Below are 23,296 nucleotides of genomic sequence, written 5' to 3'. Positions count from 1 at the left end.
GAATATTTTTGCTCTTTAATTCTTTTTAATTTGAGCACTAAAAACATTTATATTTTAGGTATTGAAAGCTCTTGTGACGACACAAGTGCTGCTGTTATTTGTAATGGTAAAGTTTTAAGCAATGTAGTTGCCAACCAAGAAATACATGCCAAATACGGCGGTGTTGTTCCTGAATTAGCTTCAAGAGCTCACCAACAAAACATTGTTCCAGTTGTACAGCAAGCTATAGAACAAGCTGGTATTACTAAAGAAGACTTAAATTCAATTGCTTTTACAAGAGGTCCTGGATTAATGGGGTCTTTACTTGTAGGTACTTCTTTTGCAAAATCATTAGCTTTAGGTTTAAACATTCCTTTGATAGATGTTAATCATATGCAGGCACATATTTTAGCTCACTTTATAGAAGAAGAAGGTTGTAAAATACCGCCATTTCCTTTTGTTTGTTTAACCATTAGTGGAGGCCATACTCAAATTGTTAAAATCACTAATCATTTTGAAATGGAAATTCTTGGTGAAACTATAGATGATGCAGTTGGAGAAGCCTTTGATAAATCGGCAAAAATATTAGGACTCCCTTATCCAGGTGGTCCATTAATTGATAAATATGCTCAACTTGGAGACCCAAAAGTGTTTAAATTTACAAAACCTAAAGTAGGTGAGTTAGATTTTAGTTTTAGTGGTTTAAAAACTGGGATTTTATATTTCATTCAACGAAATGTAAAAGAAAATCCTAATTTTATTAAAGAAAATTTACATGATATTTGTGCTTCAATCCAATATACAATTATTGAAATTTTAATGGAGAAGCTTAAAAATGCAGTAAAACATACTAATATTAAGCATATAGCAATAGCTGGAGGAGTTTCCGCAAATTCTGAAATTAGAAAACGCCTACAGTTAGCAGAGAAGCATTGGGGCTGGACTACTTATATTCCTAATTTTGAATACACAACTGATAATGCTGCAATGATTGCTATTACTGGTTATTTAAAATATCTAAACAAAAACTACGCTGATGTTTTTGTTACAGCGAAAGCTAGACTAAAAGTTACTGAATAAACTATGAAATCACTAAAAAACAGACTTTCACTTAGCTTTAATTATTTTGTATTATGGCTGCTCTATTTTTCTTTTTCTCGTTTTTTATTTTTAGCTTTTTATTACGATAAAACTTTTGATCTTGATTTTATTACCATCTTAAAAACATTTTTACATGGATTAAAATTAGATGCTTCTTTTTCAGGTTATCTATCTTTAATTCCTTTTTTGATTTTTTTATTCTCAATTTGGATTCCTAAAAAAATAGTTGCTTTATTAATTAAAAGCTATACCTACCCTGTTCTATTTATAATTAACTTATTTATGTTAATTGATATAGTTTTGTATAAATCGTGGGGAGTTCGTATTGATTCTACTTTACTAACTTACATCAATACTCCAAAAATAATGCTTGCTTCAGTAACTGTAACCATGTTAATTGGTGGAATTATTAGTTGGCTTGTTATTTCTGGTTTCACAACTTATCTTTTCAATAAAAAACTAACGATTCTTTTTAATAATTTAGAAAAAGGAAAAATATGGGAAGCTCCTATTTTTTTAGTTTTATTTGCTGCTCTTATACTACCAATCAGAGGCGGTGTTCAAACTATACCTATAAACCAAAGTAATGTTTATTTTTCTAAACATATGTTTGCTAATCACGCAGCAGTAAATTTTATATGGAATTTCTCTAACACATTAACTCACAAAACAGAAGACACAAATCCATATCAAAATTTCAGTCCTAATAATGCTACAGAAATAATTGATAAAACAAGGAATCAACTATTAACTAGTAATGATACGATATTAAAAACATCGAAACCAAATGTTATTTTAATTATTTGGGAAAGTTTATCTGCTAAAGCTGTAGGTGCATTAGGAGGAGAACCTAATGTTACAGAAAACCTAAATCAATTAGCAAAAGAAGGGATTTTATTTACTAATTTTTATGGAAATGGAGATAGAACAGATAAAGGTTTAGTTGCTGTTTTAAGCGGTTATTATCCTCAACCAACTTTAAGTATTATTAAAATGCCACACAAAACAAGAAAACTTCCAATGTTAACTAAGGAAATGAAAAACTTAGGTTACAATACAGCTTTTTACTATGGTGGTGATACTAATTTTGGTAATATGAATACCTATTTAAGAAATGGGGATATTGATTTCATGCTTGATGGTAGTGCTTTTGATAAAGAAAATTGGAATTCAAAATGGGGAGCACATGATCATATTTTCTTAGATCGCGTTATGAAAGATTTATCTAAACCTCAACTAGAAAAACCTTTTTTCAAAGTAGCTTTAACATTAACCAGTCATGAACCTTATGAATTTCCTGACACCTATAAATTTGGAAAAAATTCAGAAGAAAATCTTTATAAAAGTGCACAAGCATATACTGACAAAGCAATTGGAAAATTTATTTCTGATGCCAAAAAACAACCTTGGTGGGACAATACATTAGTTGTTATTATGTCTGACCACGGACATCCACTACCTAAACATAAAGGATATTTTAACTCTCCTAAAAAATTCCAAATTCCAATGGTTTGGTTAGGTGGTGCACTTGCTAAAAAAGGAATTACTGTTGATAATTTCGGTTCACAAATTGATTTCTCATACACGTTAACTCATTTATTAAAAGGGAATGCTAGCCAGTTTAAATTCAGCAAGCATCTTTTTAATAATTCTGAGGAACAATACATTCATTATATTTTTAATAAAGGTTTTGGTACAGTAGGGAAAAATGGAAGTTTTGTTTATGATTATGTAAGTAATAAACCTGTAATACAAGAAGGGAATTATAAAACATTAGACTCTTTGGGTAAAGCCATAACTCAAGAAGCTTATCAAGATTTCCTAAACAAATAAGCTCCTATTGATTTTTAATTAATTTCAATTATCTTAGCTATAGCTAGACTAATATAACTTAATCTAAAAACTTTATGGAAAACGCAATTGAACCTTCTATATCAAAAACACATAATGATCGTGTATTGCTCCCTTTTCAGTTTGATGTAAGCAAAATGCTGAAAGAATTTGAAGATTTAAAACAGCAGCATTTAATTAAGTATGAATATTATGATACAATTCCTTTAAGAGCCCCAGCGCATATTGTAGACAAATCATTACCATTCCCCCCTCCAGCCGATGATTACGCTGATGGTTCTTGGACAGATTGGCTCGACACTACTGAGCTTAAAGAATCTCCTTATTTAACTAGTATTGTAAATACTTTTAAGGAACACACAAAAGTAACACTCGTTAGGTTACTTCGCTTAGCTCCTGGTGCTGTAGTTAAAGAACATAACGATCCAACATTAGCTCTTGAAATAGAAAAATCTGTAGTACGCCTTACCATACCTATTTTTGGTAATGATGATGTTACCTTTTATTTAAATAATACTCCTGTAGCAATGCAACCGGGTGAATGTTGGTATTTAAAACTAAATGATCCTCATAAAATAACCAACTACGGAAAAACGGAACGTGTAAATTTAACTATTGATATGATTCCTAATAACTGGTTAAGGAACATCATAAAAAAAGCAAATTAAACCAACATAAAACCCCGAACTTTTAAGTTCAGGGTTTTATATTTTTATGCTATAAATAAGATATTAACTTCTCTTATATTTAATAGAACACCCTATTGCACGTGTATCCGTTTTGGTAGGTTTATTACCTTTTAATAAAGCATCAACTGCATTCTCTACAAAACGTTCAGAAACATTACTTTCGCTACGAGAACTATCATCAATAGCTCCAATATACTCAACAATTAGTTTGCTTTTGTTTTTACTTAAAATATAAACATGAGGTGTTTTAGTTGCTCCATACATTGGATATACTTTTTGGCCTTCATCAAATAAATACGGAAACGTAAACCCTTTTTCTTTAGCTCTAACTTTCATAGATTCAAAATCATCTCCTGAAGAAACAGCTGGATCATTTGGATTTATTGCGATTACTGGATATCCTTTCTCTTTATATTTTTTATCTAAAGCTATAAGACGGTCTTCATTTGCTACAGAATATGGACATTTGTTACACGTAAAAACAACAATAAAACCTTTAGCCTTTTTATAGTTCGCTAAAGAAACCATGGTGTCATCGATATTTTTCAATTTAAAATCAGAAGCTACATCTCCTACTTTATAACCTCCGTTATCATTAATTGTAAATGCAGAAACTACAGCAGCAACAGTTAACACTAGTATTGTTTTAAAAGTTTTCATAATTATATTAGTTTAAAAAAGTTTGTAATTCACTTTGTAACTCTTCATAGTCAAATGACTTTTCATAGAACTTCCTTTTCTTTCCATTATAAATTAAAGTAGCTGGTATAGAACCTGTCCAGTTTTCAGCAATATCTTTAATCCAAAATTGTTCATTACTATCTTCAAAATGAACTACTTTAGATTTTAACTTTTTCTCTTTTATAAATGGAATTAAATTACTTTCTATTTGTTTTGAAAAATCTAAACTTACCAAAACAACTTCTACATTTTTATCTTTATAATTAGCACTTAATTTTTCAAAAGCTGGTAATTCTTTTACACAAGGTACACACCAAGTAGCCCAAAAATTTATTACATAAATTTTTCCATCATTTTTATGTAATAAAGGTGTCAGCTGGTCATAATTTAGTGTTGAAACCTTGATTATAACTTCTTTTTCTTTTTTATCTTCATTACTTTTTTTGCACGAAACTCCTGCTAATACCATAAGTAACAACAAACAAACTCTATTCATCAATCAAAATTTATATAAGGCTCTAATTTAATTAATTACTATTATAATAGCTATTAATTAACTTAAACTTAACAAGAGAAAAGCTCAGAAAAATCAAGCCTAATAATAAATAGCGCCATACTCCTGACTCATTTCATCTTTGTATTGTGGTAATTTCGCTAATACAGCCTTTCTAATTGTTAAACTACTCAACAAGTATTCAAACCTATTTTCAAAATTCCCAGACATATATGCTCCTGGAGTACTTTGGGTTGAACCTGGTGTATTTGGGCCACCCCATTCATTAAGATTCCTACTTCTAAAATAAGAAGTTATACAATCTCTTATATCTACTCGATTCCACAATTTAACTTTTGCTCCCCCTATAGAACTACTACCTTCTTGCTTTATAATCTTTACCTCTAAACTACCCTGAGTAATAGACCTATCTAATGTAACTTTAAAACCATATTGCCCGTCTTGTGGAACAATTAAATTAGCATTAAAAATATTAGGAGTCGGATCTTTATCTATAAATTTAAGTCCTGGTATAGGGTTTACAGGAGAAACCAACATTTGTGTATTAAACGGAGCATTAATTAAAAACATATAGCTCCCTGAATTTAAATAATTATCAAAAAAATAAATAGAATTTCCATTCAAAAGAATGCTTTGCGAATTTGACATAATATAGTTTGTTTGGTTAATTTGTAGCTGTATTTTCTTTTAAAGATACCATTAAAACCTCACAAACAAACCTAAACAGATAAAAAACAACCAATTAACACTAAAAAAAACTCTTCTATAACAAAAATGACAACCTGAAAATATCAGATTGTCATTTTATAAATTTCTTTTTTTGTTAAAAAACTTACGTTTATTAACAAAAAATATCGTTTAAAAGTTTTGCCAAACGCAAACCTCCTTTTTGTAATTGTTCTCTTACAATAGGAAAATAAACATACGAGTATCTATAACGCAAATTCTCTCCTACTTTAGCAGAGGCATACACTTCTTTTGTTAACTTATGAGTATCATACATCCAATCAACTACATTTCCTTTTTGAATTACCTTAACTTGTTGTTTAGACAATCTTTTTGCATTATCAGCTAATTCAACATAGCTCATATTCCATTTGCTAAGTATACTTTCATCCCAAACCCTATGTAAGTTTGATCCTCTCCCATGCCATTGAACCTGAATAGTATTTCCTCCCTTATCTTCTTTTTGACCTATATGCATAGGCTGATGTAAATCTCCCATCAAGTGCACTAACATTTTTAAATGAAAACGCTTATCTTTTACTGTACTATTTTTATCTTTTAAAACCTTCACACAACGATTAATCCCAGTAATTAAATCTCCTTTCGGGTTTTTTTCAGAAGTTTCATATTTTCCATCTAAAGGCATATTCACATAATGCCAAGAATAAAATTCTCTATAATTTCTATCAGATTTTATTTCATCAGCATAAGTTGATACAAAGGCTAAGCTTTCCCCCTCTAATAATTTATCTATCTTTCTTTTTGCTCTATTTGTTAAATGATTTTCAGCAATTTTTCCAGTAGCTCTATGTCCGGTTGGCCCCCAAATATCATCATTCGAAAACCCCGTAAAAGACATTAAAAAACTGAATACTAGTAATAAGAAACGTTTAGTCATTTTAAATACTTTTTTTGCGAAGTTAAAAAATAGTACGCATAGTTTTTTGGATTTATAAAAAAATATTTCATATCTTTACGATATCAAAATGATATCAAATTAAATCAAACAACAATATGAACTCAGAAAAAATCATTAAACCAGCAAATGGCTATCTATTATTTTTTATTGTACTAACACTTTTTATTGGTGGAATAATTATGTCAATCAAAAATGAAACCCCTATTTATTTAATTTCAACACTAGTAGGTTTTATTTTATCATTCGGTTTTATTTTAGTAAACCCTAATTCATCAAAAGTAATTTTGCTTTTTGGAAAATATGTAGGTACAGTTAAGCAAAATGGATTGTATTGGGCAAACCCGCTTTATAAGAAGAAAGCAATTTCTTTAAGAGCTAGTAATTTTGATAGTGAGCGTTTAAAAGTTAACGACAAGTTAGGAAATCCTGTAATGATTAGTACTATTTTAGTTTGGAGAGTTACTGAAACTTATAAAGCTGCTTTTGATGTAGACAACTATGAGAATTTTGTTCGTGTACAAACAGATGCCGCTGTAAGAAAGCTAGCAAGCATGTATCCTTACGATAACTTTGCAGATGAAGGTCATGATGAAGATATTACATTACGTTCAAGTGTAAATGAAGTAAGTGATGCTTTAGAAAAAGAAATAGACGAACGTTTATCTATTGCAGGAATTGAAGTACTTGAAGCTAGAATTGGTTATTTAGCTTATGCACAAGAAATTGCAAGTGCAATGTTAAAACGCCAACAAGCAACTGCAATTGTTGCAGCAAGGCATAAAATTGTTGAAGGAGCTGTAAGCATGGTAGAAATGGCTTTAGAGGAGTTAAACAAAAAGCAAATTGTTGAATTAGACGAAGAGCGTAAAGCTGCAATGGTAAGTAACTTAATGGTTATTTTGTGTGGTGATAAAGAAGCCTCTCCTGTTTTGAATACTGGTACACTAAATCATTAAAAAATGAAGAACAAGAATGCTTTTATGGGAATGATTTTCGGTGCTGGAATAGGTATTATTTTTTCTTCTACCGGATTAGGATTGCCTATTGGGGCTGGAGTTGGACTCGTTTTTGGTTTACTATTTAACCAACAGAAAATTAAAAAAAAGAATGGAAATTCTAAAAACAAATTTTAACCTATGAATAAAAAACAGATCCTTTATTTAGCAATTGGTATCTCATTAGGGGCTGGTATGGGTACAACAATTGGTGTTGCTTTATCTTTAGCTAATAAAAAAAAGTGTAAAACAGGTAAAAATGAAAGAATATAAAATTATAAATAGAAAGTTTAGTTGGAGTAATGGACGACAAAAATTTGAAGAAGAAATTAACAATTATGCAAAACAAGGGTGGAGAGTTATTAACGTGTATCCGTTAAATAACGGTGGTAATATAGAAGCTCTATTAGAAAAAGATAAAAACAGATAAAAATGAAAGAATATAAAGTAGTTAATTGGAAAATGGGTTTTTCTGGTAATAATCAAAAACTAGAGGACACTTTAAATCAATATGCCAGAGAAGGATGGGTTTTAAAGCATATTGCTGAAAACTCAGTAAGAATTATTTTAGAACGAGATAAAAACAGGTAAAATGAAAGTCTTTAAAGAAGAGCAACGATTTACTCAAACATGGCTCCATATCCTTTTAGTTTTAGGATCAATTATCCCTATATACTCTATAGTTACAGGATGGATGAGTGCTATAGATAAAAGTTTAACTGCAAATAGCTCCTCTTTAATTTCATTAACCGCTATACTATTAGTTCATGTTTTAATTTATAGTTGCGTACTAAAAACTAAAATAGATGAGCATGGCATCCATTATCAACTATTTCCTTTTCATTCTAAATTAAAAACAAAAAAATGGAAAGAAATTAAAAACATATATGTTAGGCAATACAATCCAATAGCTGAATATGGTGGTTGGGGAATTAGATACACTCTTTCTAAAAAAGGAATAGCAGTTAATATTAAAGGAAATATAGGCATCCAATTAGAATTAGTAAACGGTGAAAAGTTATTAATAGGAACTCAAAAAAAAGATGATGTAGAACTTGTTTTACACACCTATGAAAACAAAATAAAAATATTATGATACGCTTTATCTTTTACATTACATTTTACTTAATTACTATTGTATTTTCTTTTGCTCAAGTAAAATCAGAAAATATCATCATAAAAAATGATTCTATTGAACTACCTGGTACTTTAACCTATACATCAAAAAAAACACCTTTAATCATATGGGTTCATGGCTCAGGAAATATAGACAGAAATGGAAATCAAGGAAAGATTATAAAAGCTAATTATATTCAAAAGTTTAGAAAAGCAATTAACGTAAATGACATTGCCTTCTTTAGTTATGACAAAAGAACCGCTACCCCAAAAAACTACAAGTTTTTAAAGAAAGTAGTTTTTGAAGATTTAGTAACAGATACTAAAAAAGTAATTGATCATTTTAAAAATGACCAAAGATTTTCAGAAATTATTCTAATTGGACATAGCCAAGGCTCACTGATTGGAATGTTGGCCTCAAAAAACATAGACAAATATATTTCAATAGCAGGAAGTGCACATACAATTGATAAAACTATTATTAAACAAGTAAATAAACAAAACAAACAATTAGGAAAAATCACAAAAAATCATTTTGAAGAATTATTGAATACAGGAGACATTAAACAAGTAAATCCTTTATTAATTTCTATTTTTGCAAAACAAAATTTACCTTTTATTTCAAGTTGGACTACATACAATCCAGTAGAAGAAATTAAAAAATTAACGATTCCCACTTTAATCATTAATGGAAACAAAGATTTACAAGTGCAAATTGAAGAGGCTGAACTTTTGCATAAAGCCAATTCAAAAACAACTATAGATATTATTGATAAAATGAATCATGTTTTAATAGAACTAGAAAAAGATTCTGATAACTTAAAATCGTATTATACTTCTGAATATATGATTTCCGACGAGTTAATAGTCTCTATTTTAAATTTTATAAAGAAATAGTATGGCAAAAAAGAAAGCATTTGCATTACGCATAAATGAAGATATGCTAAAGGCAGTTGAAAAATGGGCTGCTGATGAATTTCGATCTACCAACGGGCAGATTGAATGGATGCTTATGCAAGTTTTAAAAGAAGCGAAACGGGAACCAAAGAAAAAAGAAGAGTAAATATACTCTTCTTTGTATTGCCATAATTATTGTATAGGAACACCTCTTATTATCATACAATTTTATATATGACTTTTAAACGTCCTTTTTAAAAGAAAAACTAACCTAACTAAGCTAATATCCAGCTTTTAATAAACCGTTTCCAAAAGAGCTTAACATTTTTTTAAGAAGTTTAATTAATATCTTTACCTCTCAACATACTAATTAAACTTATCTAATGAAAAAAATACTTTCAATACTATTTATATCCATTAGTTCTATGCTATTTGCACAAGAATTTTCTATGGACTTGGTAAAAAACATGAAACCAAGAAATATTGGCCCAGGTGGTATGAGTGGACGTGTAACAGCTATCGATGTTGTTCAAAAAAACACTGATATCATGTATGTCGGTACTGCTTCTGGTGGTGTTTGGAAATCTACCTCAGGAGGAATTAAATGGAAGCCTATTTTTGAAAAACAAGTAACTGCTTCAATAGGAGCATTAGCTATTCAACAATCAAATCCTAGTGTTATTTGGGCTGGTACTGGAGAAGGAAACCCTAGAAATAGTTTAAATGGTGGATATGGAATTTTTAAATCATTAGATGCTGGTAAAACATGGAAATCCATGGGACTAGAAAAAACACGTCATATACATAGAATCATTATTGATCCAACAAACCCAAATATTGTTTATGTTGGAGCTATTGGATCACCTTGGGGAGAACATAAAGAACGAGGTGTTTATAAAACAATCGATGGTGGTAAAACTTGGAAACAAATTTTATTCAATAATAATAAAACTGGAGCGGCAGATTTAGTAATGGACCCCTCAAATCCTAATAAATTAATCGCTTCTATGTGGGAACATAAACGTGATCCTTGGTTTTTTAAATCTGGAGGAAAAGGAAGTGCCATTTATATTACTCATGATGGTGGTGAAAATTGGAAAAAAATCACTGAGAAAGAAGGTTTTCCGAAAGGAGATTTAGGAAGAATTGGAGTTGCAATATCTCGCTCTAACCCTGATGTAATTTACGCACTCGTTGAAGCTAAGAAAAATGCACTTTACAAAAGTATAGATGGTGGTTTTAAGTGGAAAAAAATTAACGACAAACGTGGTATTGGAAATCGCCCTTTCTATTATTCAGAAATTTATGTTGATCCTCAAAATGAAAACAGACTATATACTGTTTTTACATACATCAATGTTTCTGAAGACGGAGGTAAAAACTTCAAACAATTAATGCCTGCCTATGGAGTATCTAATGGAGTTCACCCAGATCATCATGCTTGGTGGATACATCCAGAAGACGCATCTTTTATGATTGATGGAAATGATGGAGGTTTAAATATTACACATGATAGAGGTAAATCATGGCGTTTTGTTGGTAATTTACCTATTGCACAGTTTTATCATATCAATGTAGATAATGAATATCCATACAATATATATGGTGGAATGCAAGATAACGGATCTTGGAAAGGACCTGCTTATGTATGGAAATCGCAAGGAATTAGAAACTCTTATTGGCAAGAAATTAGTTTTGGAGATGGATTTGATGTAGTACCCGATAAAGATGATGCTCGTTATGGATGGTCTATGAGTCAACAAGGATATGTTGTTCGTTATGATTCTAAAACAGGAAATAACTTTCCTGTTCGCCCTACACATCCTGATTCAAAAATGCATCTTCGATTTAACTGGAATTCTGCCATTAATATTGATCCTTTTAATAATTCTACACTATACTTTGGAAGTCAATTTGTACACAAATCAACCGATAAAGGACTTACTTGGGAAATTATTTCTCCAGATTTAACTACTAATGACAAAAGCAAATTAAAACAATCTGAAAGTGGGGGATTAACAATGGATGCAACTGGTGCTGAAAACCATTGTACTATTTTAGTGGTAGAACCATCTCCTTTAGAAAAGGATATGCTATGGGCAGCTACTGATGATGGACAAGTACAAATTACTCGTAATGGAGGTCAAAACTGGACTAATGTTTCAACAAATATAAAAGGGTTACCAGCAAATAGCTGGGTAACACAAATTAAAGCCTCAAACAAAAATAAAGGAGAAGCTTTATTAGTTGCTAATGATTATCGTAGATTTAATTACAAACCGTATGCATATCGTACTAAAAACTATGGTAAAACATGGGAACGTATAGTAAATGAAAATGATGTTCAAAGCTATGCTTTATGTATTATTGAAGATATTATAAACCCTAACTTATTGTTCTTAGGTACAGATGACGGATTATATATATCAATAAACGCAGGTAAAAAATGGATAAAATGGACTAACGGATTTCCTACTGTACCTGTAAAAGATTTAGTTATTCATCCAAGAGAACATGATTTAGTTATTGGTACTTTTGGTAGAGCTGCATGGGTGTTAGACGATATTCGTCCGTTAAGAGCTATAGCAGCTAACAAAAATATTTTGGTAAATAAATTTGAACTATTCTCTCCCCCTACCGGATATCATGCTGCTTATCAACAACCTACTGGCTCTCGTTTTGGAGCTGACGCCATGTTTAATGGAAAAAACAGGTCTAGTGGAGCTCTAATAAAATATTATTTAAACAAACCTAAAAAAGATTCTAAAAACAAAAAGGGAAAATCAAATACTAAAACTGTTAAAAAAGAGAAAAATAAAATAAAATGGGATTCAATAAAGTTTGAATTTTATAATAATAAAAACGAATTAATTAGAACTCTAAAAAGAAAAGCACCTAAAAAAAATGGAATTCACACATTACGTTGGGGGATGGATGAAAAAGGTGTACTAAGAGCTTCAAGAAAGATTCGTAAACAAAAATCTGAACCTAGTGGAATTGGAGCTAGACCTGGTATTTATAAAATTAAAGCGACCTATGGAAATGTTGTTTCTGAACAAAACATCTCTATTGAATTTGATCCTAGGTTAGAATTAACAGAACAAAATCTTGATCAATTATATGGAAGCTTAAAAAAGCTATCTAATAAAGAAAAAGTTATAGGAAAAGTAGTAAAACAATTAGTAGAGAGTAAGCAAATTGCCGACAACTACAGTAAAAAATTAAAAAAAGAAGATAAAGAAAAATATAAATCTGAGATAAAATCTTCAGAAAAAATTTCTAAAGAAATAACTAAATTGATAGACCTTTATTTAGGAAAAAAAGATAAACGTCAAGGTATAGTTAGAAGCCCGGTTCCAAATGTAAGTACTCGTTTATGGACAGCTTATAGTTATGTTGGTAGTAAATTTAAAAATCAAACCAAAACTGAAGAAAGATTAGTAGCACAATTTGAAAATACTTTAAAGGAAGCAATTGATAAAACTAATGCATTCTTTAATAAAGAGTGGTCTGATTATAAACAAAAAGTTGAAAAAATTACAATTACACCTTTTAAAGAAGTACGTATATTTAAAACAAATTAACAACTTAATAAACTTACTATATTCATTAAAAAATCACCCTTTTCGGGTGATTTTTTAATGAAAGCTATTATTTACTTTTACTACAACTCTTAATACCCTTTTAATTATGTTGAAATAACTACTATTTCAAACTCCCTTAACATATAAGCTCTAGCAAAAAAATATACTTTTTAGTATTACATAAATATATTTTTCGCGAAAATTAGACACAAACCTTGAGTGTCTTTAAACGTTCAGGGCTTATTAAATTTTTAATTATTTATTATGAAAAAATCAATTTTAAACTTAGGGAAAGTTTTAAAAAAAGAAGAACTTAAAAAAATCAATGGAAAAGAAGGAGGCTGTGGCTGGGGCTTTTGCTTAAATAAATTTGGTAGATGTTCAATACTTGCCTGTTCTGGGCATATGGTATAAAAACAAAAACTGTCTACTCAATAGATAGCCTTTTTGTATAATACACTATATGTATTTTATAATCAAGTAACACTTTACCTATAATTAAATAGAAGCTACCAATTAATGGTAGCTTCTATACATTGATGCTAATCATCTAAATAATAAACTTAATAAGTACTACCCAATCAGGCTCTGTCCTTTAGACTTACCAAATCAAGTTTTAACATAAAAATACTTATTTCCAAATTTCTTCTTTATAAAAATATAAAGTAATAAGGAGTGTTAGCAACAAAACTTATGAGAGTAAATAACTAAAATTAATAATTTTTAATAAGAACCTGTTTAAAAAGTATTTTAAACAGGTTCTTTTTTTAGAATTTAATGAAATTACTATTTTTACATTTAATAAAAAAAGGAAAATCAACATAATGAAGAAAATTTATTTAACCCTTATAGTAGCTATCGTTTCATTAAAAATAGTAGCTCAAAAAAATCCTGCAAAAGAACTAGGTGCATGGTACATGTATAATGGATCTCATAAATTATCTGAAAAATTCAGTTTAAAAACAATGGCTCATTTTCGTTTCTTTGAAATTGGAGATGATATGCAACAGTTTATTAGTCGTTTTGGGGTTAATTATAAAATCAACAAAAACTTAAGCGCAACACTTGGTCATTCTTATTTAAATACAGATAACACATTTGGTATTGATGGTGGCTCTTTTAATGAACACAGAATTTATGAGGACTTTAATGTAAAACATAAAGTTTCTAAACTAGGTTTTGCTCACCGATTGAGGTTTGAGCAACGCTTTTTCAATTCAATTACAGGACATTTTGTACGTTATCAATTAGGTTTAGACTACCCTATATCTAAAAAATGGTCAACATATTTATTTAATGAAATTTTCTTTGATTTTGATGGGCAAGCATATAATCAAAACTGGCTAGGAACTGGTTTTTCTTATAAACTATCAAGTTCTATTAAATTGAAAGCTGGATATATGAATATTATGGTTAATGATACACATCTTGATAGAATTCAATTAGGTATTATCATTAACACAAATCACCAAAAAAAGAAATAAACATATTTTATATACCTTAGCCCAAACTAATTACTATTTATGGAAGCACCTCTTTTTACTAATGATGCAATTGTATTCGGAATTTTAATGGTTTCATTAGGGTTTGTCTTTTATACAGAATCTAAAAAATCAGGATTTTGGTCTAAATTTTATAAAATAGTACCAGGCGTTTTAATGTGTTATTTAATCCCTTCTATTTTTAATTCTATGGGGTGGATTTCAGCAGAAAAAACGCAAACTTATTTTATTGCTAGTAGGTATTTACTTCCAGCTTCATTAGTTTTAATGACTTTAAGTATCGATTTAAAAGCTATTTTTAACTTAGGTCCTAAAGCTTTAATTATGTTTTTTACAGGAACCATTGGAATTATAATCGGTGGGCCTATAGCTATTTTATTAGTTTCCATTGTTTCTCCAGAAACTGTTGGAGGTGTTGGCTTTGATGCTGTTTGGAGAGGCCTTTCTACACTTGCTGGTAGTTGGATTGGTGGTGGAGCAAACCAAGCTGCTATGTTAGAAATATACCAATATAATCAAGCTAGTTATGGAAAAATGGTATTGGTTGATATTGTTGTTGGAAATATTTGGATGGCTATTTTATTAATTGGAATTGGTAAAAACAATAAAATAAATAAATGGTTAAAAGCAGATACCACAGCTATTGAAGAGTTAAAAGATAAAGTATCATCTTTTACTTCAAATATAACTAGAGTTCCTTCTTTAGCTGATTTAGTTATTATTTTAGCTTTAGCATTTGGTGCAGTTGGTCTTGCTCATTTTGGTGCAGATAATATATCTAGTTATTTAGTCAATAATTTTGAATCAGTAGCTGATAAAACTTCCTCTTTATCCTCTTTTTCTTCTAAATTCTTTTGGATGGTTACAATTGCTACTATCATTGGTATTCTTTTATCTTTTACCAAAGCTAAAAATTATGAAGGAGCTGGTGCTAGTAAAATAGGAAGCATTTTTATTTATATTTTAGTTGCTACTATTGGTATGAAAATGGATTTAACCAGTATTTTAGATAATCCAGGATTACTTGTGGTAGGTGTCGTTTGGATGTCTATCCATGCAGGTTTATTGATATTAGTAGCTAAATTAATAAAAGCGCCTTATTTCTTTTTAGCTGTAGGAAGTCAAGCCAACGTTGGTGCTGCAGCCAGCGCTCCTGTAGTTGCTGCTGCTTTTCATCCATCATTAGCAACAGTTGGAGTTTTACTTGCTGTTTTTGGGTATGTAGTTGGAACCTACGGAGCCATGTTATGTACAATTTTAATGGAAATAGCCTCGAAAGCTTAGTAGATTTCCTCATATTTGCAACTCAAAATTTTTAATTCAATGAAAAAACTTTTAATCGTTTTAGTATTTACATTTATTGCTATAGCATGTTCTTCTAAAAAACAAGGAAACATGATTGTTAAAGGGCAAATTAAAGGTCTTAAAAAAGGAACTTTATATCTTCAAAAAATGAAGGATACAGTATTAATCACTGTTGATTCTGTTGCCTTATTAGGTAATGATGCATTTATTTTAACAGATAATGTAGAGTCTCCTGTAATGTATTACCTTACTTTTAATGGAAACACAAATGATAAACGTTTATTATTTTTTGGAGAAAAAGGAGAAATTACAATTAACGATAACGTTGAAGAATTTGGATTTAAACCTGTAATAAAAGGATCAAAGAACCAAGAAGTATTAGATAATTACAATAAGGTTGATAAACGCTTTACTGACCAACGTTTAGATTTTATTAAACAAGATTTTGAGGCTAAACAAGCACAAGATGAAGAATTGATTAAAAAACTTGAAGCTGATTATAAAAAAATGGTTCGTCGTAGGTTTTTATTCACTACAAATTTTGCGATTGCTAACCCTGATAGTGAAGCTGCTCCATATATAGCGCTAACTCAACTATTTGACGCTAATATTAAGTTACTTGACACTATAAATAATAGCTTAACTGATAAAGTAAAGAATTCACCATATGGTAAACGTTTACAAAAGTTTATTACTGATATAAAAATCAAAGAACAGAAATAATTTTACGCTACTAAAAAGTAAAAAAGACCAGTGATTAAATAATCACTGGTCTTTTTTATAGAATAACTATTTTTATTTAAAATAGTCTATTTAAATTATTAATAAATTTTAAAATCCTTCAGAAATATCCTTTAATCCTCTTGGATTTAAAATAGTAATGTTTTTACCTTTCAAACTAATTAATTTGTTCTTTTTAAATTCAGAAAGTAATCGAATGGCTGATTCAGTAGCTGTTCCAATAATATTGGCTATATCTTCCCTTGAAAAATTAACATCAATAGCTCCTTCACTATTTTTTAAAAACCTTTCGTCTAAATATAATAAAGTTGCTGCTAAACGTTGCTTCACCGTTTTTTGTGCCATGTCTACAATAACATTATCCGCATTTTTTAATGATAAAGCCATGTTCTTTAAAATCTCCATGGTAAAGTTTTGATTTTTCTCTAAATCTTTTATGATTTCTTCTTTAGGAATAAAACAAACCTCCATATCATTAACTGCTATTGCCTTTAAATTTGAGGTTTCATTATTTATCAAACTTCGTTCCCCAAGTAAATCTCCTTTTTTAATCAAATGAACTATTTGATCACGTCCATTATCACTCATTTTAGAAACCTTACAAACACCATCTTTTATACAAAACACACCATTTATATGTTCACCTTCTTCAAATAAAACTTCTCCTTTTTTTACTAATTTTGAAGTTTTACATCCAGAAATCCTTACTAATTCATCTTTTGTTAATGCCTTTAAAGAATTAAATTGACGAACAATACATTGCTCACATTTACTCATAATGTGCCCTTTTTGAGATTAATCAAAGGTACTAAAAAGCTGACAAATATCATATTTTATACTAACATAATAATAGACCTTTGCTCTAGGCAAAAGAGTAAATATGGAAAGTAAAAAATGTTTTCACTGTGGTAACAAGTGTGAGGCAGATACTATTACTATTAATGAAAAATCATTTTGTTGTAATGGTTGTAAAACTGTTTATGAAATTTTTTCAGACAATGATTTAACCTGCTACTACGACTTTCAAAATAGTCCTGGTGCTATCCCCGAAGAAATTAAAGGGAAATATGACTTTTTAACTAATAATGATATTGTTGAAAAGTTAATAGAGTTTAATGATGGCAATATTCAAGTTGTAAATATGTACATCCCTCATATACATTGTAGTTCATGTATATGGATTTTAGAAAACTTACACAAACTTCAAAAATACATAACTACATCTCAAGTTAATTTCCCTAAAAAAACGGTTAGAATTACCTACAACGCAACTAACACAAATTTAAAAGAAGTTGTTTTATTATTAAGTTCAATAGGGTACGAACCCTATATTAGTTTAGAAGACTATGAAGTAGGTAAAAAACAAGTAAATAGAAGTTTATTATATAAACTTGGAATTGCTGGTTTTGCTTATGGAAATGTAATGTTTTTATCTTTTCCTGAGTATTTCGAAGTTTCTGAATTTTGGTTAGAACAATACAAAAGTGTTTTTAGGTGGTTAATGTTTGCTTTTTCATTACCCGTTATATTGTATGCCAGTCAGGACTATTTTGTTTCGGCTTATAAAGGAATACGTACAAAAATATTAAATATTGATGTTCCTATTGCTTTAGGTTTATTGGTATTATTTATAAGAAGTACTGTAGAAATTGTTTTCAATATAGGTACTGGTTTTTTCGACAGTTTAACCGGACTTGTATTTTTCCTTTTACTTGGTAAGTTTTTTCAGCAAAAAACATATAACTTTTTATCCTTTGAGCGAGATTACAAATCTTATTTCCCTATTGCTGTAACACAAATAACTAAAGATGGTAAAGAAGAAAATACTCAAATTTATAACATAAAAAAAGGAGACCGATTACTAATAAGAAATCAAGAATTAATTCCTGTAGATGGTATTTTAATCAATGGAAATGCGCAAATAGATTATAGCTTTGTTACTGGTGAAGCTAATCCAGTTTCAAAAAAATCGGGAGATAAAATATTTGCAGGAGGAAAACAACTTTACGGAAGTATAGAGATGGAAGTTTTAAATTCTGTTTCTCAAAGTTACTTAACTCAATTATGGAGTAATGATGTATTTCAAAAAGATAAAAACTCTACTTTTAAAACTTTAACCGATAGTATTGGTAAAAACTTTACCATTGCAGTACTATCCATTGCTTTTGTAACTACACTATTTTGGTTTTTTTACGACCCAAGTAAAGCTTTAAATGTATTTACCGCTGTTTTAATAATTGCTTGCCCTTGTGCAATTGCTTTGGCAGCTCCATTCACCTTAGGTAATCTATTACGTATTTTTGGCAAACGAAAATTCTATCTTAAAAACGCTACAGTTATTGAGCAACTGGCAACTATTAATAGCATAATTTTTGATAAAACCGGGACTTTAACAACTAACAAAGAAAATAACATTACTTATGATGGAATAGTATTAAACAGTGAACAAAAATCAATATTAAAAAGCTCTTTAAGATCATCAAATCATCCATTAAGTAGAATGCTTTATACTTCTTTTAAGAACGAAGAAAATATATCTATTGATAATTATCATGAATACATAGGAAAAGGTATTGAAACTTCTTACCAACAAACAACATTAAAAATTGGATCATCCTCTTTTGTTCAAGATAAATCAGAATCTACGAATCTAGATACTTCTGTTCACATTAGTATAAACGATGTATATAAAGGTAAATTTCTTTTTAAAAATGCTTATAGGAAAGATGTTGAACCAGTATTTTCTTCTTTAAAAAATAATTATGAACTAGCTGTAGTGTCTGGTGATAATGAAGGGGAAAAAAAATATTTACAAAACTTTTTACCCTCAATTACAACATTACTATTCAATCAAAAGCCTGAAGATAAATTAAATTATATTAATGGTCTTCAGCAACAAAATAAAAAAGTAATGATGGTTGGTGATGGATTAAATGATGCTGGAGCCTTGGCCCAAAGTAATGTTGGGATTGCTCTTTCTGAAAACATTAATGTATTTTCTCCTGCCTGTGATGCTATTTTAGATGCTTCAAAATTTCATCAGATAACTAATTACATTAAAGCCTCAAAAACTGCTATTAAAATTATAAAGCACTGTTTTTTGTTATCTTTATCTTATAACGTAGTAGGTCTTTACTTTGCTGTAACTGGGCAACTAAAACCAGTAATAGCTGCTATTTTAATGCCTTTGAGCTCAATAAGTATAGTACTATTTACAACTATTGCAACAAATATATTAGGACGAAAAATAAAATAAAAATTATGAAAGTAGCCTCATTTTTAAAAAATATAAAGTTTAATAAAATGAAACCAGCTGTTTCATTACTGTTAGATACTGACTTTTCAAAAGAAATACGAGTTGTGTTCGAAAAAGGTCAAACCATGGAAGATCATCAAGCCCCATTTGCAATCATAGTTCAAGTAGTAAAAGGATGTATAGCTTTTGGAGTTAATGAAGAAGAGAAACTACTAAATACTGGTGATATCATTTCATTGAAACCACACGTAGTTCATAACCTTACTGCAATAGAGGAAAGTATTGTTCGATTATCTTTATCAAAATCAGACACAGTAAATAGAGTAAAAAACGTTTAGGAACATGCAAATAAACAAATATATAGATCATACATTATTAAAGCCAACAGCTACAGAAAAAGAAATTATCAAGCTATGTAATGAAGCTAAAAAACACAATTTCAGCGCAGTATGTGTTAACGGATCTTACGTACAATTAGCTAAACAAGAATTAGAAAATTCAACTATTAAAATTGCTGCAGTAGTTGGTTTTCCTCTAGGTGCTATGAGTACAGAAACAAAAGTATTTGAAGCTAAAAATGCTATTAAAAATGGCGCTTCAGAAATTGATATGGTTATTAATATTGGAAAATTAATAGACGGAGAATATGAGTATGTAGAAAATGAAATAAGTCAAATAAAAAAAATCATTGAAAAACATACCTTAAAAGTAATTTTTGAAAACTGTTATTTAAATACTGAACAAATAAAAATTGTTACCCAATTAGCTGTTAACGCTAAGGCTGATTTCATTAAAACCTCAACAGGTTTTGGTACTGACGGTGCTAAGTTTGAAGATGTTTCTTTAATGAAAAATATAGCTAAAGGTAAAATAGAAATTAAAGCAGCTGGTGGTATAAGAAATATAGAAATCGCTAAAAAATATATTAACCTTGGAGTTACTCGCTTAGGTACTTCATCTGGAGTTTCTTTAGTTACCGATGGTATAACAAATAAAAACCAGTACTAAAAATCATAAACCATACTTATGAGCATACATATAGAAGCTAAAAAAGGAGAAATAGCAGAAACTGTTTTGCTACCAGGTGACCCTATGAGAGCCAAATGGATTGCTGAAACGTTTTTTGATAATTCTATTTGTTATAATACCGTACGCGGTATGTTAGGTTTCACAGGATATTATAAAGGTAAAAAAATATCTGTACAAGGAACAGGTATGGGAATTCCTTCTACTTTAATTTATTGTTCAGAATTAATTACTAAATATGATGTTAAAAATCTTATACGAGTTGGTTCAGCTGGATCTTATCAAAAAGATGTGAAAATTAGAGATATTGTAATTGCAATGGCTGCTTCTACAAATTCTGGATTAAATAAAATGCGCTTTAATGGTGCTGATTATGCCCCTACTGCAAATTTTGAATTGTTTCAAAAAGCTGTACTGGAAGCAACAAAAAGAAACATTTCATTAAAAGCTGGAAACGTGTTAAGTTCTGATGAGTTTTACGCAGATAAGTTTGAGAGTTATAAAAAATGGGCTGACTATGGTGTGCTTTGTGTTGAAATGGAAACTGCTGGTTTATATACAATAGCAGCTAAATATAATGTTAAAGCATTATCTATTTTAACAATTTCTGATAGTTTGGTTACGAAAGAAAAAACTACAGCTGATGAACGAGAACAAACATTTAAAGAAATGATAGAGATAGCCTTAAATGTGGTATAAACTATACTAAGCTACTTCCTTTATTAATAAACAATACTAAACATGAGCTCATTAATACAAAAATATAACATTCCAGGACCTAGATATACTAGTTACCCTACTGTACCTTATTGGGATAATGAAACATTTTCAAAAAAGAAATGGATCGCTACATTTAAACAATCATTTATTGAAAGTAATACTTCAGAAGGTATCAGTTTATATATACACCTTCCTTATTGTGAAAGTCTATGTACCTTTTGTGCATGTCATAAGCACATAACCAAACGTCATGAGGTAGAACAACCGTATATTGACACCGTATTAAAAGAATGGCAACTCTATGTTAATTTAATAAATGAAACCCCTATTATAAAAGAAATCCATTTGGGTGGAGGAACTCCAACTTTTTTTTCCAAAGAAGAATTAAAACGTTTAATTAATGGTCTCTTTAAAAATGCAAAAAAACACCCAAATCATGAATTTAGTTTTGAAGGACATCCTAACAATACAACAAAAGAACACTTACAAACTCTTTACGATTTAGGATTTACTAGAGTTAGTTATGGTGTACAAGATTATAATTTAAAAGTACAAGAAGCCATTCATAGGGTTCAGCCTTTTGAAAATGTAGAAAAAGCTACTCGATTAGCTCGTGAAATTGGTTATACATCTATTAGTCATGATTTAGTGTTTGGTTTACCTTTCCAAACTAAAGAAAATGTAATTCATACAATTAACAAAACCAAAGAATTAGAACCTGATCGAATTTCTTTTTACAGTTATGCTCATGTTCCTTGGGTAAAAGGTGTTGGTCAACGTGGTTTTAATGAACAAGATCTTCCAAAAAATGAAGAAAAGCGAGAACTTTATGAGCTAGGGAAGCAGTTATTCGCAAATATGGGTTATGCAGAGATTGGTATGGATCACTTTGCTTTACCTAGTGATAGTTTATATAAAGCTACAGAAGAAAAAACTTTACATCGTAATTTTATGGGGTACACCGCTAACAAAACCCAATTAATGATTGGTTTAGGCATGTCTTCAATTTCAGATTCTTGGTATGGATTCTCTCAAAATGTAAAAACAGTAAAGGAATATCAACAATTGGTCAATAATGGTGAAATTCCTGTTTTTAGAGGCCATCTTTTATCAAAAGAAGATTTAATTATTCGCCAACATATATTAAACATTATGTGTCATTTTGAAACTTCTTGGAAAGAAGAATCCCTTCACATAAAAAATATTTCAAAACATATAGAAAAACTTGAAGAGATGATAACAGATGGTTTAGTAAGTATTAAAAATAACACATTATCTGTTCCTGAAAAAGCACGTCCTTTTGTTCGCAATATCTGTATGGCTTTTGATAAAAAACTACATAAAAAACAGCCAGATACTAAACTATTTTCAATGACTATCTAAATGAAAAAAACTCATTAGGTGTCTAATGAGTTTTAATGTAATATTTAAGGGGAGTCAATTTATCTTTAGGGGAAAATAATTTTGATACTGTAAAGATAACCTCTTATTCACAACGTCTAGTTATTGTTAGTTGTTTCAACTATAAGAACGGGTGAATATCATTAAAGTATCGACGAATGGTAAAGTTGATATCATTTCTTTAATTAAAGAAAAAAGTAATCTTAAAAACATCCATTATAATTTCCTAAAATAAAAGCTCATTAGATATCTAATGAGCTTTCTTGCTATATTCAAGGGAATCAATTTATTTA

The 23,296-nt window shown here is 29.6% G+C and carries 26 protein-coding genes; 21 read left to right on the top strand and 5 right to left on the bottom strand.

Going from position 1 to position 23,296, the window contains the following annotated elements; genetic code table 11:
• Positions 1-30 precede the first annotated feature (30 nt).
• The 3 genes from tsaD (at position 31) to DS884_RS09385 (ending at position 3,599) form a co-directional block, all read left to right on the top strand.
• Positions 31-1,059, top strand: a complete 1,029-nt coding sequence (gene tsaD / locus DS884_RS09395) for a tRNA (adenosine(37)-N6)-threonylcarbamoyltransferase complex transferase subunit TsaD (RefSeq protein ID WP_113786578.1) — start codon at positions 31-33, stop codon at positions 1,057-1,059.
• Positions 1,060-1,062: 3 nt separating this feature from the next.
• Positions 1,063-2,913: an LTA synthase family protein gene (locus DS884_RS09390; protein ID WP_199488199.1), complete on the top strand. Its 1,851-nt coding sequence runs from the start codon at positions 1,063-1,065 to the stop codon at positions 2,911-2,913.
• 74 nt (positions 2,914-2,987) lie between these two features.
• The gene (locus DS884_RS09385) at positions 2,988-3,599 is read left to right on the top strand and encodes an aspartyl/asparaginyl beta-hydroxylase domain-containing protein (protein ID WP_093869015.1); all 612 of its coding nucleotides are present in this window, start codon (positions 2,988-2,990) and stop codon (positions 3,597-3,599) included.
• A 63-nt stretch (positions 3,600-3,662) separates the two neighbouring features.
• Here DS884_RS09385 and DS884_RS09380 read toward each other — a convergent pair whose 3' ends face one another.
• The 4 genes from DS884_RS09380 to DS884_RS09365 form a co-directional block, all read right to left on the bottom strand.
• Positions 3,663-4,280, bottom strand: coding sequence for a thioredoxin family protein (locus tag DS884_RS09380; RefSeq protein WP_113786577.1), 618 nt, complete (start codon positions 4,278-4,280; stop codon positions 3,663-3,665).
• Between the two features lie 7 nt (positions 4,281-4,287).
• Entirely contained in the window at positions 4,288-4,797 is a 510-nt protein-coding gene (locus tag DS884_RS09375; RefSeq protein ID WP_113786576.1) for a TlpA family protein disulfide reductase, read from the bottom strand.
• A gap of 99 nt (positions 4,798-4,896) precedes the next feature.
• Positions 4,897-5,463: a hypothetical protein gene (locus DS884_RS09370; RefSeq protein ID WP_113786575.1), complete on the bottom strand. Its 567-nt coding sequence runs from the start codon at positions 5,461-5,463 to the stop codon at positions 4,897-4,899.
• A 193-nt stretch (positions 5,464-5,656) separates the two neighbouring features.
• Positions 5,657-6,439 carry a S1/P1 nuclease gene (locus DS884_RS09365; RefSeq protein ID WP_093869019.1) on the bottom strand — a complete coding sequence of 261 codons (783 nt, stop codon included), beginning with the start codon at positions 6,437-6,439 and terminating at the stop codon, positions 5,657-5,659.
• A gap of 116 nt (positions 6,440-6,555) precedes the next feature.
• Between DS884_RS09365 and DS884_RS09360 the strand changes: the two genes are divergently transcribed.
• The 13 genes from DS884_RS09360 (at position 6,556) to DS884_RS09315 (ending at position 16,582) form a co-directional block, all read left to right on the top strand.
• Complete coding sequence (locus DS884_RS09360; protein WP_113786574.1) at positions 6,556-7,416, top strand: SPFH domain-containing protein; 861 nt, start codon at positions 6,556-6,558, stop codon at positions 7,414-7,416.
• 3 nt (positions 7,417-7,419) lie between these two features.
• Positions 7,420-7,593 carry a hypothetical protein gene (locus DS884_RS18565; protein ID WP_199488198.1) on the top strand — a complete coding sequence of 58 codons (174 nt, stop codon included), beginning with the start codon at positions 7,420-7,422 and terminating at the stop codon, positions 7,591-7,593.
• A 3-nt stretch (positions 7,594-7,596) separates the two neighbouring features.
• Entirely contained in the window at positions 7,597-7,728 is a 132-nt protein-coding gene (locus tag DS884_RS18725) for a hypothetical protein (RefSeq protein WP_255414820.1), read from the top strand.
• Positions 7,715-7,885, top strand: coding sequence for a DUF4177 domain-containing protein (locus tag DS884_RS09355; protein ID WP_093869022.1), 171 nt, complete (start codon positions 7,715-7,717; stop codon positions 7,883-7,885). The genes DS884_RS18725 and DS884_RS09355 overlap by 14 nt, the downstream gene beginning before the upstream one ends.
• Positions 7,886-7,887: 2 nt before the next feature.
• Positions 7,888-8,046 carry a DUF4177 domain-containing protein gene (locus DS884_RS09350; protein WP_093869023.1) on the top strand — a complete coding sequence of 53 codons (159 nt, stop codon included), beginning with the start codon at positions 7,888-7,890 and terminating at the stop codon, positions 8,044-8,046.
• 1 nt (position 8,047) lies between these two features.
• On the top strand, positions 8,048-8,551 hold the full coding sequence (locus DS884_RS09345) for a hypothetical protein (protein ID WP_113786573.1): 504 nt from the start codon (positions 8,048-8,050) through the stop codon (positions 8,549-8,551).
• The gene (locus DS884_RS09340; RefSeq protein ID WP_113786572.1) at positions 8,548-9,468 is read left to right on the top strand and encodes an alpha/beta hydrolase; all 921 of its coding nucleotides are present in this window, start codon (positions 8,548-8,550) and stop codon (positions 9,466-9,468) included. The genes DS884_RS09345 and DS884_RS09340 overlap by 4 nt, the downstream gene beginning before the upstream one ends.
• A 1-nt stretch (position 9,469) precedes the next feature.
• On the top strand, positions 9,470-9,634 hold the full coding sequence (locus tag DS884_RS09335; RefSeq protein ID WP_093869026.1) for an Arc family DNA binding domain-containing protein: 165 nt from the start codon (positions 9,470-9,472) through the stop codon (positions 9,632-9,634).
• A gap of 217 nt (positions 9,635-9,851) precedes the next feature.
• Positions 9,852-13,052: a WD40/YVTN/BNR-like repeat-containing protein gene (locus DS884_RS09330; RefSeq protein WP_113786571.1), complete on the top strand. Its 3,201-nt coding sequence runs from the start codon at positions 9,852-9,854 to the stop codon at positions 13,050-13,052.
• A 264-nt stretch (positions 13,053-13,316) separates the two neighbouring features.
• The gene (locus tag DS884_RS18450) at positions 13,317-13,466 is read left to right on the top strand and encodes a hypothetical protein (protein ID WP_158530833.1); all 150 of its coding nucleotides are present in this window, start codon (positions 13,317-13,319) and stop codon (positions 13,464-13,466) included.
• A 410-nt stretch (positions 13,467-13,876) separates the two neighbouring features.
• Positions 13,877-14,536 (top strand): DUF2490 domain-containing protein, encoded by a 660-nt coding sequence (locus DS884_RS09325; RefSeq protein ID WP_093869028.1) that lies wholly within the window; start codon positions 13,877-13,879, stop codon positions 14,534-14,536.
• Between the two features lie 39 nt (positions 14,537-14,575).
• Positions 14,576-15,838, top strand: coding sequence for a DUF819 domain-containing protein (locus DS884_RS09320; protein ID WP_113786570.1), 1,263 nt, complete (start codon positions 14,576-14,578; stop codon positions 15,836-15,838).
• Between the two features lie 39 nt (positions 15,839-15,877).
• Entirely contained in the window at positions 15,878-16,582 is a 705-nt protein-coding gene (locus DS884_RS09315; RefSeq protein ID WP_093869030.1) for a DUF4369 domain-containing protein, read from the top strand.
• Positions 16,583-16,690: 108 nt separating this feature from the next.
• Here the strand turns inward: DS884_RS09315 and DS884_RS09310 are convergent, their stop codons facing one another.
• Entirely contained in the window at positions 16,691-17,377 is a 687-nt protein-coding gene (locus DS884_RS09310; protein WP_113786569.1) for a Crp/Fnr family transcriptional regulator, read from the bottom strand.
• A 103-nt stretch (positions 17,378-17,480) separates the two neighbouring features.
• Here DS884_RS09310 and DS884_RS09305 point away from each other — a divergent pair, with 103 nt between their 5' ends.
• From DS884_RS09305 to hemN, 5 genes are read left to right on the top strand one after another with little or no spacing between them, the layout of a single operon-like run.
• Positions 17,481-19,856 carry a heavy metal translocating P-type ATPase gene (locus DS884_RS09305; protein WP_113786568.1) on the top strand — a complete coding sequence of 792 codons (2,376 nt, stop codon included), beginning with the start codon at positions 17,481-17,483 and terminating at the stop codon, positions 19,854-19,856.
• A 5-nt stretch (positions 19,857-19,861) separates the two neighbouring features.
• Positions 19,862-20,194 (top strand): AraC family ligand binding domain-containing protein, encoded by a 333-nt coding sequence (locus DS884_RS09300; protein WP_093869033.1) that lies wholly within the window; start codon positions 19,862-19,864, stop codon positions 20,192-20,194.
• A 4-nt stretch (positions 20,195-20,198) separates the two neighbouring features.
• Complete coding sequence (gene deoC / locus DS884_RS09295) at positions 20,199-20,864, top strand: deoxyribose-phosphate aldolase (RefSeq protein WP_113786567.1); 666 nt, start codon at positions 20,199-20,201, stop codon at positions 20,862-20,864.
• An 18-nt stretch (positions 20,865-20,882) separates the two neighbouring features.
• A complete protein-coding gene (gene deoD, locus DS884_RS09290; RefSeq protein ID WP_113786566.1) occupies positions 20,883-21,581 on the top strand; it encodes a purine-nucleoside phosphorylase in 699 nt (232 codons plus the stop codon).
• A gap of 42 nt (positions 21,582-21,623) precedes the next feature.
• A complete protein-coding gene (gene hemN / locus DS884_RS09285) occupies positions 21,624-22,985 on the top strand; it encodes an oxygen-independent coproporphyrinogen III oxidase (protein ID WP_113786565.1) in 1,362 nt (453 codons plus the stop codon).
• The last annotated feature ends 311 nt before the right edge of the window (positions 22,986-23,296 follow it).

It is taken from the genome of Tenacibaculum sp. E3R01 (genome assembly GCF_003318185.1).
Classification (GTDB): Bacteria; Bacteroidota; Bacteroidia; order Flavobacteriales; family Flavobacteriaceae; genus Polaribacter; species Polaribacter halocynthiae.
The sequence above is the reverse complement of the archived record's forward strand: the minus strand, read 5'-3'. Positions and strand labels throughout refer to the sequence as shown.

Excerpts from the sequence above, each read along its gene's own strand:
- DS884_RS09345 (WP_113786573.1), top strand. The coding sequence starts at position 8,048 with ATGAAAGTCTTTAAAGAAGAGCAACGATTTACTCAAACATGGCTCCAT.
- DS884_RS09390 (WP_199488199.1), top strand. The coding sequence starts at position 1,063 with ATGAAATCACTAAAAAACAGACTTTCACTTAGCTTTAATTATTTTGTA.
- DS884_RS09385 (WP_093869015.1), top strand. The coding sequence starts at position 2,988 with ATGGAAAACGCAATTGAACCTTCTATATCAAAAACACATAATGATCGT.
- DS884_RS09310 (WP_113786569.1), bottom strand. The coding sequence starts at position 17,377 with ATGAGTAAATGTGAGCAATGTATTGTTCGTCAATTTAATTCTTTAAAG.
- DS884_RS09380 (WP_113786577.1), bottom strand. The coding sequence starts at position 4,280 with ATGAAAACTTTTAAAACAATACTAGTGTTAACTGTTGCTGCTGTAGTT.
- DS884_RS09300 (WP_093869033.1), top strand. The coding sequence starts at position 19,862 with ATGAAAGTAGCCTCATTTTTAAAAAATATAAAGTTTAATAAAATGAAA.
- DS884_RS09305 (WP_113786568.1), top strand. The coding sequence starts at position 17,481 with ATGGAAAGTAAAAAATGTTTTCACTGTGGTAACAAGTGTGAGGCAGAT.
- DS884_RS18450 (WP_158530833.1), top strand. The coding sequence starts at position 13,317 with ATGAAAAAATCAATTTTAAACTTAGGGAAAGTTTTAAAAAAAGAAGAA.
- DS884_RS18725 (WP_255414820.1), top strand. The coding sequence starts at position 7,597 with ATGAATAAAAAACAGATCCTTTATTTAGCAATTGGTATCTCATTAGGG.
- deoD (WP_113786566.1), top strand. The coding sequence starts at position 20,883 with ATGAGCATACATATAGAAGCTAAAAAAGGAGAAATAGCAGAAACTGTT.
- DS884_RS09360 (WP_113786574.1), top strand. The coding sequence starts at position 6,556 with ATGAACTCAGAAAAAATCATTAAACCAGCAAATGGCTATCTATTATTT.
- DS884_RS18565 (WP_199488198.1), top strand. The coding sequence starts at position 7,420 with ATGAAGAACAAGAATGCTTTTATGGGAATGATTTTCGGTGCTGGAATA.
- DS884_RS09350 (WP_093869023.1), top strand. The coding sequence starts at position 7,888 with ATGAAAGAATATAAAGTAGTTAATTGGAAAATGGGTTTTTCTGGTAAT.
- DS884_RS09325 (WP_093869028.1), top strand. The coding sequence starts at position 13,877 with ATGAAGAAAATTTATTTAACCCTTATAGTAGCTATCGTTTCATTAAAA.
- DS884_RS09320 (WP_113786570.1), top strand. The coding sequence starts at position 14,576 with ATGGAAGCACCTCTTTTTACTAATGATGCAATTGTATTCGGAATTTTA.
- deoC (WP_113786567.1), top strand. The coding sequence starts at position 20,199 with ATGCAAATAAACAAATATATAGATCATACATTATTAAAGCCAACAGCT.
- DS884_RS09335 (WP_093869026.1), top strand. The coding sequence starts at position 9,470 with ATGGCAAAAAAGAAAGCATTTGCATTACGCATAAATGAAGATATGCTA.
- DS884_RS09330 (WP_113786571.1), top strand. The coding sequence starts at position 9,852 with ATGAAAAAAATACTTTCAATACTATTTATATCCATTAGTTCTATGCTA.
- hemN (WP_113786565.1), top strand. The coding sequence starts at position 21,624 with ATGAGCTCATTAATACAAAAATATAACATTCCAGGACCTAGATATACT.
- DS884_RS09355 (WP_093869022.1), top strand. The coding sequence starts at position 7,715 with ATGAAAGAATATAAAATTATAAATAGAAAGTTTAGTTGGAGTAATGGA.
- DS884_RS09365 (WP_093869019.1), bottom strand. The coding sequence starts at position 6,439 with ATGACTAAACGTTTCTTATTACTAGTATTCAGTTTTTTAATGTCTTTT.
- DS884_RS09375 (WP_113786576.1), bottom strand. The coding sequence starts at position 4,797 with ATGAATAGAGTTTGTTTGTTGTTACTTATGGTATTAGCAGGAGTTTCG.
- DS884_RS09370 (WP_113786575.1), bottom strand. The coding sequence starts at position 5,463 with ATGTCAAATTCGCAAAGCATTCTTTTGAATGGAAATTCTATTTATTTT.
- DS884_RS09315 (WP_093869030.1), top strand. The coding sequence starts at position 15,878 with ATGAAAAAACTTTTAATCGTTTTAGTATTTACATTTATTGCTATAGCA.
- DS884_RS09340 (WP_113786572.1), top strand. The coding sequence starts at position 8,548 with ATGATACGCTTTATCTTTTACATTACATTTTACTTAATTACTATTGTA.